At 37.1% G+C, this 8,075-nt stretch carries 11 protein-coding genes and 2 pseudogenes; 7 read left to right on the top strand and 6 right to left on the bottom strand.

Features of this window, described 5'->3' with window-relative positions:
• Nucleotides 1–433 precede the first annotated feature (433 nt).
• The 5 genes from JQC92_RS19875 to JQC92_RS19855 all read left to right on the top strand — a co-directional run bounded on the left by JQC92_RS19875 (nt 434) and on the right by JQC92_RS19855 (nt 2,947).
• Complete coding sequence (locus JQC92_RS19875; protein WP_205001279.1) at nt 434–928, top strand: hypothetical protein; 495 nt, start codon at nt 434–436, stop codon at nt 926–928.
• A 205-nt stretch (nt 929–1,133) separates the two neighbouring features.
• Nucleotides 1,134–1,664, top strand: a complete 531-nt coding sequence (locus JQC92_RS19870) for a plasmid mobilization protein (RefSeq protein WP_205001278.1) — start codon at nt 1,134–1,136, stop codon at nt 1,662–1,664.
• A complete protein-coding gene (locus JQC92_RS19865) occupies nt 1,645–2,283 on the top strand; it encodes a relaxase/mobilization nuclease domain-containing protein (RefSeq protein ID WP_205001277.1) in 639 nt (212 codons plus the stop codon). Before JQC92_RS19870 ends, JQC92_RS19865 begins: the two co-directional genes overlap by 20 nt.
• A 103-nt stretch (nt 2,284–2,386) precedes the next feature.
• The gene (locus JQC92_RS19860; protein WP_205001276.1) at nt 2,387–2,629 is read left to right on the top strand and encodes a type II toxin-antitoxin system Phd/YefM family antitoxin; all 243 of its coding nucleotides are present in this window, start codon (nt 2,387–2,389) and stop codon (nt 2,627–2,629) included.
• Nucleotides 2,630–2,644: 15 nt separating this feature from the next.
• Complete coding sequence (locus JQC92_RS19855) at nt 2,645–2,947, top strand: type II toxin-antitoxin system RelE/ParE family toxin (protein ID WP_205001275.1); 303 nt, start codon at nt 2,645–2,647, stop codon at nt 2,945–2,947.
• Between the two features lie 19 nt (nt 2,948–2,966).
• Here the strand turns inward: JQC92_RS19855 and JQC92_RS19850 are convergent, their stop codons facing one another.
• Both JQC92_RS19850 and JQC92_RS19845 read right to left on the bottom strand, forming a co-directional pair.
• On the bottom strand, nt 2,967–3,386 hold the full coding sequence (locus JQC92_RS19850; RefSeq protein ID WP_205001274.1) for a hypothetical protein: 420 nt from the start codon (nt 3,384–3,386) through the stop codon (nt 2,967–2,969).
• 107 nt (nt 3,387–3,493) lie between these two features.
• A complete protein-coding gene (locus JQC92_RS19845) occupies nt 3,494–4,057 on the bottom strand; it encodes a hypothetical protein (RefSeq protein ID WP_205001273.1) in 564 nt (187 codons plus the stop codon).
• A 120-nt stretch (nt 4,058–4,177) separates the two neighbouring features.
• Here JQC92_RS19845 and JQC92_RS19840 point away from each other — a divergent pair, with 120 nt between their 5' ends.
• Entirely contained in the window at nt 4,178–4,351 is a 174-nt protein-coding gene (locus JQC92_RS19840; protein ID WP_205001272.1) for a hypothetical protein, read from the top strand.
• A 181-nt stretch (nt 4,352–4,532) separates the two neighbouring features.
• Here JQC92_RS19840 and JQC92_RS19835 read toward each other — a convergent pair whose 3' ends face one another.
• Both JQC92_RS19835 and JQC92_RS19830 read right to left on the bottom strand, forming a co-directional pair.
• Complete coding sequence (locus JQC92_RS19835) at nt 4,533–5,129, bottom strand: hypothetical protein (protein ID WP_205001271.1); 597 nt, start codon at nt 5,127–5,129, stop codon at nt 4,533–4,535.
• A gap of 151 nt (nt 5,130–5,280) precedes the next feature.
• A pseudogene (locus JQC92_RS19830) lies at nt 5,281–5,649 on the bottom strand (nuclease-related domain-containing protein); the annotation flags it as partial.
• Between the two features lie 79 nt (nt 5,650–5,728).
• On the opposite strand from JQC92_RS19830, the pseudogene JQC92_RS22775 reads away from it, so the two are divergent.
• Nucleotides 5,729–6,094, top strand: a pseudogene (locus tag JQC92_RS22775) (DUF3427 domain-containing protein); the annotation flags it as partial.
• A gap of 1 nt (nt 6,095) precedes the next feature.
• Here the strand turns inward: JQC92_RS22775 and JQC92_RS19825 are convergent.
• Together JQC92_RS19825 and JQC92_RS23330 are read right to left on the bottom strand one after the other, a co-directional pair.
• Nucleotides 6,096–7,832, bottom strand: a complete 1,737-nt coding sequence (locus tag JQC92_RS19825; protein ID WP_205001269.1) for an ABC-three component system protein — start codon at nt 7,830–7,832, stop codon at nt 6,096–6,098.
• Nucleotides 7,822–7,941, bottom strand: coding sequence for an ABC-three component system middle component 6 (locus JQC92_RS23330; protein WP_420851332.1), 120 nt, complete (start codon nt 7,939–7,941; stop codon nt 7,822–7,824). The genes JQC92_RS19825 and JQC92_RS23330 overlap by 11 nt, the downstream gene beginning before the upstream one ends.
• Between the last annotated feature and the right edge of the window lie 134 nt (nt 7,942–8,075).

Genomic DNA, 8,075 nt, shown 5'->3' with positions numbered 1-8,075 from the left:
AGGGTTTGATTTTTAATTCATAAATATCGGGGACAACAGCTTGCCTTCTAAGAGGGCAAGCACCAGCCCCCTTACAGGGGGCGAAAGGCAAAGCCACCTTCTAAGAAGGTGGATTCTTTAACTGAGGGTTGGGACGAACAGTGGCATTTCTTCAGTCATCATCATACTCCAAAACCTATGAATCTAAATGATAGTAAGAATCACTAATTAGCTGAAAAATTAAACAATGCTCAAGTTGAAGGCAAACTGATTATCAATTCCATTCAATTATTATTCAGAAAAAATCTCAAACTCAGGTTTTTACCTGAGTCTCCAAATCGTCTAACCAATTTCAATTTTGATGAGGAAATTGAAAATTGTCGAATTAATATAGAGTTGGTAGTATACAGTAGTCATCGATACATCAATCAAAATAAAACTAACAGGAAGTTAAATGAGCCGACTATTAAAATTACTTTTTCTGATTGTCTTAGCTTACGGCGGTTATCAGTGGTACAACAAATCTGAGTTGATTGAGCAGCAACTTGACTGGCAATCCTATAAATTCAAAACGCAAAATGTTACAGCTAAATTTCCAGTTCAACCAACCGTTAAAAATAAATCCATTAAATCAAGTAGTATTGAGTTTGCAGGGGTTAGGAGTGGCAAAACAGAATTTAGTGTTACTGTTATTACTGGTGGTTCAGCATTACGTGGAGACTATTATCCAGACTCTTTAGTCAAAAAAGGTGCTCAAGTTCTCTCAAATAATAACACCTATATTGACAGCCATTATACTCAGGAATACGAGCTTGTTTATAATGGACGCTCAGTCATCCAACGATTTATCCATTTTAATGATTCGCTGGTCACTCAAACAGCATTTTACCTTGAAAGTGAATACCCAACTGAATCAGCACAAAAGTTTTTGGATTCAATTTCCCTATAAACAATCGCATACTCAAATTCAACTCCATGCTTCTAATAACTAGTGCAGGATTCGCAAACTGATGGCAAAACCCGTAGGTTTTGCTGGCGTTTTACGGGAACGCTATTTTAAACCTGATTTCCTCTAACTTATAACAATCAAAACTATTTAACCTCGCTTCCATCTGTAGTAATTTGATAGTTAAATTCTAACTTAGGGAGTGGCTATGGCTAGAATTGAAATACTGCTGAGTGATGAAGAAAAGTCCAATCTCAGGCATTACTGTGACACTAAAGGGATCACGGCTTCAAGCATGGTTCGAACCTTAATAAACCAATCCTCACCCGATACAGCTATCACTTCTGATTTTCGAGAAGTTAAAACCAATAAAATCACAGTCAGATTTTCTGCAAATAACCTGCATGCAATAGCCGCCAGAGCAAAATCAGAAGGCTACGTTTCCCAAACCAACTGGGCTACGGCCTGCATTCTTTCTCAGCTATATAAACAACCTGTATTAAGTAACGAGGAAACCAATGTGCTACGTCAATCCAATCGTCAGTTAGCCGCAATAGGCCGTAACCTCAATCAAATAGCCAGAGTGTTGAATATCGAATTTCGAGAAAGCGACAAAATCACCAAAGACATGATTGAAATGCTTGAGAGCAAAATCAATCAACACAAACAAAAGGTCAGCGACTTGCTCAATAAAAACTGTCAGCGTTGGAGTATCCCTGATGCCCCATTCATATCATGAACAAATCTCAGGACTACTATCAGGTGATGTTAGATACAAAGCTAACCGCATAAAGTCACTTTCACGCTACCGTAAAAAGCCACCCGAAGTTATGGTCAAGATCAGCGGCCATTGCTACTCAAGCGCACACACTCAAAACCACTTTGATTACATCAGCCGCAACGGCAAACTGGAAGTCGAAGACGAACTTGGTGAAGTCTACCAAGACAAAACCTCAATCCAGCAACTCGCCCAAGACTGGGAAGAACCAGTAACTATCACCAAGCGCCGAACTCGCCACAGCACTCACCTTGTACTATCCATGCCTGATGGAACTGAACCCAAAGCCGTAAAACAAGCCGTTCGAGCGTTTGCTAAAAAGACCTTTGCCAACAACTACCAGTATGTATTTGCACTGCATACTGACACTGATAGTCCGCATGTTCATTTAACGGTTAAAAACTTAGGGTTTGATGGAAAGCGGTTGCATGTTAAGAAAGGTTTGCCACAAGTTTGGCGGGAGCAATTTGCTTGTGAGTTGGAGAGGATTGGCGTAGCGGCTGAGGCAACAACAAGTCTACGGCCATTAACAAAATCACTAATCAAAAAACCTGAAAATGAATATCACCCACAAAGATAGAACTATCAACTCGCCCTACCATACAAATCGTGCGATTTAATCATATTGATTGAATCATGTGATACATTATAATCTAAATTACACCTCAAATTGGAAAAATACGATGCACACTCTAACCGCCAATGATGCGAAAAGAAATTTCGGAGAACTGCTTCTAAGCGCTCAGCGTGAGCCTGTTAAGATCAGCAAAAATAGTAAAGATACTGTTGTAGTCATGTCGATTAAAGACTTTGAAGAACTGGAAGCAATGAAAGCGGACTACCTTAAGTATTGCTTTGAATCGGCTAAAAACGATCTTGAAAATGGACTTGCCGTTGATTGCGAAGATTTTCTTAAATCCCTTTAAATCGTAATTAACCTTATGAAAAATAATAAAACCTATAAATTAGGTCGCTTGGCTCAAAGTCATTTACGAAAAATCAAAAGCTATACACTCGAAAATCACTCCGAAGCACAATGGCAAAAACACAAAGGAATCTTACTCTCAAGTTTTCAACAGCTAGCCGAAAATCGTGATATGGGCATAAATTGCGATGACCTTTACAAAGGTGGATTTTACTTCCCTGTCGGCAAACACGTTGCGTATTACACCAAAGAAGATGGCTTCACCTTAATCGTAGCGGTATTAGGGAAATCTCAGTTGCCGCAAAAGCATCTTAAGTGACTATAAAAATCGGCAAAAACTATTCTTCAACCTTTAAATCACATTCTTTTGCCCATGCTAGCAACGCCTTTTTAGTTTGCTCAGCTTCAAACTCATACCATTGCTCTAGCTTATCTTTCCTCTCTAATAAGGCCTTATAACGACCATAAGCGCCTTGATTGCGGAAGTAATTCGAAACGGTTTCAAAGTCATTAGCTAAATATTGATGTACAAAATCAAAGACCAGTCTTTTACCTAAATCCAACTCATGTTTATCTGGTACCTGCAGGTATTCACTCGACTCAAACAAGTCATCAGGTAATGGCTCTTCTTCGTCGATACAGTCAGATATCCAATAAAACTTACCTGTTTTCTGACTAAAGTAGGCCTCATTATCACCAGTACTTCCGAAAGATACAAAATCAAAAGCAGACTCAAGATCTGTATATTTGATAGTCATGTTAGCCCTCTGTTGTGTTTGCTTTTTGAATATAGACTTTTCCTGATGTGTGACTTTTATAGCACATTAACTGCTTTTTCGAATATCCCTCTAGAGCCTTCAGTCACTTAAGCACTCTTCTTCAACACCCACTTTTTCTTATTCTTTGGATCACGAATGATAAGCTCATTGTGAATGAATTTATTTAAAACTCTCGTAAAGTCAGGTTTTGAAAGTTGAACCATAGCTCTTACAGATTCAGCTAACCTTGGCCTTTTAAAGTAGTTGAGAATTCTATCTTCAGCGGTAACTTCTTTCTTGATGACTGCGGGAACAGCTTTTGTTAGATTTTTTGGCGGAAGAGCAATTAAACATGATACTTGATGAAGTCTGCACTGAAATTCAAATGCCATAACCAATGCATTATCCTGACTCCATAAAACAAACTGGCATTGCTTTTTTTGTTCATCACTCAGTGATGCAAGTACACCGACGAGATTGCCAATGATATAAAAATCAGCTTGATTCGAACCAGTAGGATAACTTGAAAAGACTTGAAAGAGCTTGCGCTCAGAAAGCTCAATGACTTGCCTGTTTTTAGTGAACACAAACACTTTATCAGTCAGCGTGGCTTTAACATTACCGACTTGATTTAGACCGATATTCTCGGCATCAACGAAAATAAACTTCAATTTGCACTCCATATACAATTGCGTGTTATCCATAACCAATTGAATTCCATCTTAACAAACCGCATTATGTTTACTAGTTACTGAGAATCAACTGACTAAAATACAATCAACAAAAAATTTATGGATAAACAAAACGAAAATACCCAAAACTGGCTCACCAGCAAAGAGGCTCAGAAGGCTTTAAAAATATCAGGCTGTGTGTTGATGCATAGGCGTGAATCTGGCAAATTGCAGTTTAAGAACATTGGTCGTGCGTTCATGTACTACATCGACACTCATTCAATAAGAACTTAAATGGTCACTGAAAAATTTAAAAGTTATCTTGCTCACACGATTGAGAAGAACCAGCAACTACCACCAAACGCCGCACTCGCCACAGCACCCATATTGTACGATTAATCTATTAGAGACAAGTACACCACAAGAATTAGATCAATAATTAGATAACGGAAAATTGGTACAATTCGCCATTTCATCACACAGAAATAGGAACACTAATTTCGCATTGCTCACAAATAAGCGAGTAATTCTGCCCTCTCTTTTGTACTTTGGCTGTTTGCTCACCACAAGATATACAGGGTTGTTTCATAGGTGTATTACCTTGACATACATGACACTTTACATAATAACCATAACGGCCATACATCGCTTCTAGTTTAGAATCACAACCACATTTTCTACAAGTCAGTTTAATTGAGTTTACAACTGCACCATTAGGTCTCGGAGCCTCAACAGGCTTAGTTTCAACAACAAGATCTGGAACAACCAAACATGTATCATTAGCAATATTTTGGGCATGAGCAAGCAGAAAACTTTTGATTGTATCTAACTCTAAATCACAAAAACTGGGGCGAGTATCGAAGGTCAGTGTTTCCACAATACTATTTTTAAGGTTCATCATCTTGTTAAGCTTATCGATCAGAAACTCAGACTTGACCAATTTATCTGATACGCTCTTAGGCATAGAGTCACGATCAATAATCGCATTACTCGAAACAGCACACAAAGCATCCCAACAGCGCCACCTAAAGGATTGCTGCTTAAACATGATGGTTTTTAAGTAACCATTCACCAGCCCCGTATTGACTTTTCAAATAAACAGTGAAACTTACTTGCGGGGTGGTACTTGTGTCACAAAACAATGGCAAGCTTGTAGTTATAAATGCCAATAAACGGGAGTTTGAGATTGTCAATACCCCTCTGGTGAATGCTTACGTTTTTAAGATAGAAGCTTTATTTTCATTCAATAACTCTTTCAATAATTTTTGTTGTAACTCGACTTGTTTAATTGGTGAAGGCATACCCTGCCAATTGCCACGATAACTACGAGTCCACTCTTCATGTTTATTAACTTTAATTTCACCAGTAATACTTTTTGATTCAATTAGAATAAAACCGTAAGGATAAAGAATCAGATGGTCTATCTGTGCATTTTCATCATTATGAGTAATCTTAAGATCATTAAAGATGAAAACTGAAGGATGATCTTTAAATTCCCTTCGAAGATAGAATGCAACATCACGTTCTTGTTTATCACCTGCTACCGAAGTAGCTGAATTTGTTGCAACCTGTACTTTTTCTTTAGCAATCATACTGCTTTCCATGCTGATCAATATTATTTTGCAGCGAAAATAACATAACTGGGATTACATTTGAAAGGTGTAAGCACATGAAAAGAATACCAAGCTGCTATTTGTCATCTTAAATAAATATGAAAAACAATTTTCAGCGACAACCATGTACTACGATTATGCTATCAGCCCGATTTTGTTTCATTGGAAACCTCAAAATAGCGCAAGGCCAAATCCAAGCTGATGTTTAAGTTACATCAAACAACAAGAGAACAATAAAACATTCTTACTGTTTGTACGCTAGCAAGCCAAAGATGAAAATGGCCGAACCATGGCGTTTGTGAACTTCGCGCCTGTGGATTTTGTTAAATATGAAGGTAGTCAGTCAATGAATATCACATGGAAGTTAAAGCATCCCATGCCAGCGTATTTGTGGCATGAGACGGAGAAGTTGGCGGTTGGATGAGTTAAAAACGAATACCAAACAAACCACCAGATTCACTATCCGTAATATTTAACTTTATCCTGTAATTTTCTAATTTAAAATCTGGATACATAGACATGTCAGGCATATCATCAGAATTCAACGTCACAATGTACTGAAAATCATACTCTTTGGCCATTTTAGAGCCAATATACAATGCCTTAGCAATTTGCCTTTCATCAACACCATCAAACATTGCACTGTCATGGACCAAAACATCAGGTCTTCTAGGTTCTTTTTCCCATAACTTCATCAATGTCATATCAAAACAAAAAATTTGCATTTTTGACTTCCCAGTACTTTTTTTGCCTGGAATATCAAATTCAAACTTTGGACCATTATCTGTAGGATCTATCGTAAATTTCCCTGACTCATCATATAGTTGATTGGATAAGTCCGCAAATGCAATAATAGAGTCACTAATTGCTTGCTCCCTTTCTGTATGATCAATTCTCATTCTTTTTTGGAGTTTATGGCGCTCTATTTTTAGATCACTTTTCTTTTCTTCGAGGTTTGCTGTTGCACCTAGCTTTTTACTTAATAACTCTATTTCAGCATCTAATTTAGATAACACATTTTGAAGCAGCATATATTGCTCCAAAGCACCGTGCGATTGTAATAAACGCATGATTTCAGAACGCTCATTATCTAGTAATATTTTTTCTTCTAACCTTTTAGAGATTCGATTATTTATTTGCTCAATCTCTTGTTTCAGATGTTCTCGTCTATTGCTGACAACAGAATTGTGAAAAGCAGATACCTCATCAAAGCGTTTAGTTATTAACTCAGGTAATTCAAATTCTGCTTCTTGGAATAATTTACTCACTTGACAAGTATCTGGTTCAGATTCTTCTTCAATAGTTCTTTCTAATTGAGCAAGCCACTCTTTATCCGTAGTATCCGATGCTGACAAAGATGATAAAACTTTACTAATCTCCGCCACTCTAGCTTCTTTCGTCTGATATTCAGGTAAAACCCTAAATTCAGTTATTGATTTTTTTAATCTTGATACCTTATTTTTTTTGAGCAGAATATCTGTTTTTAGGTCTGAAGCAGACCCCATAATATCTTTTAAAGAACCATCATTAGATGCTTGTTTAAGAGCTTTTATTAATTTATCTTTTTGTCTAATATCCTCAAACTCTCTAGCAATTTGCCAGTTTAGTTTAAGTAAATAAGTCAAAGCGACCTGCACACTACAAGTGGATTGTTGTGCAAAAGTTTTTTCAGGTGAGTCAAAGGCTTTAGGTGATCTTGCGAAATAAGAAAAGAGTGCTCTGAATGAAGGGCCACTTTTTATCTGTCTAGCTTTTTCATTTATATTAAAAGTTTCTCGACCGAGGACTCCAACCCACTCACTATTACTGATATACTTTTGCCCATCGCTTTCAGTTAGTGGCATAAATCCATCGGGCATAGATTTAACGAAAATCTTATTAGCTGTGTCACCACACCTTTCTATAGTTAAAGAACTCCCTGATAGTTCTAATTCTAAGCCAAACCGGTTGTATAAAAGTTGGGGAGATTTGAGTATATTTCCTTTACGAAGCTCACTCCCAAGCAACGCATTTATTAATTCAACTAGGCTACTTTTCCCTGCACCATTTCTAGTTTTACCCTCAGTAGACTTATCACCTTTTTCTGCAAGAATTAAATTCAGTCCATCATGAAATTCAACATTTTTAAAGCTTGGTAAATCACTATAAACTTTACGAAACATTATTATTCACCTTTATAATCAATCCTTGTTTCTCTTCAATAGCCCCTACAATATATAAAAAATCCAAGGCTAAAATAAACCAGTCATACGGTACATCACCTACACGCAATGATGATTTATGCCTGACTCTTCTACACAAATATTATGGAAATTGAACTTATTATCGTTTCGTTGATCTGATCAGTAAATTACACTAGATAAGGCAACGCATCATGTCAATTTTCAACCAAGATCTATGGTCAA

The sequence above is a fragment of the Parashewanella hymeniacidonis genome (genome assembly GCF_016900895.1).
Lineage (GTDB): Bacteria > Pseudomonadota > Gammaproteobacteria > Enterobacterales > Shewanellaceae > Parashewanella > Parashewanella hymeniacidonis.
This window is presented reverse-complemented; position numbering and strand designations above follow the sequence as displayed.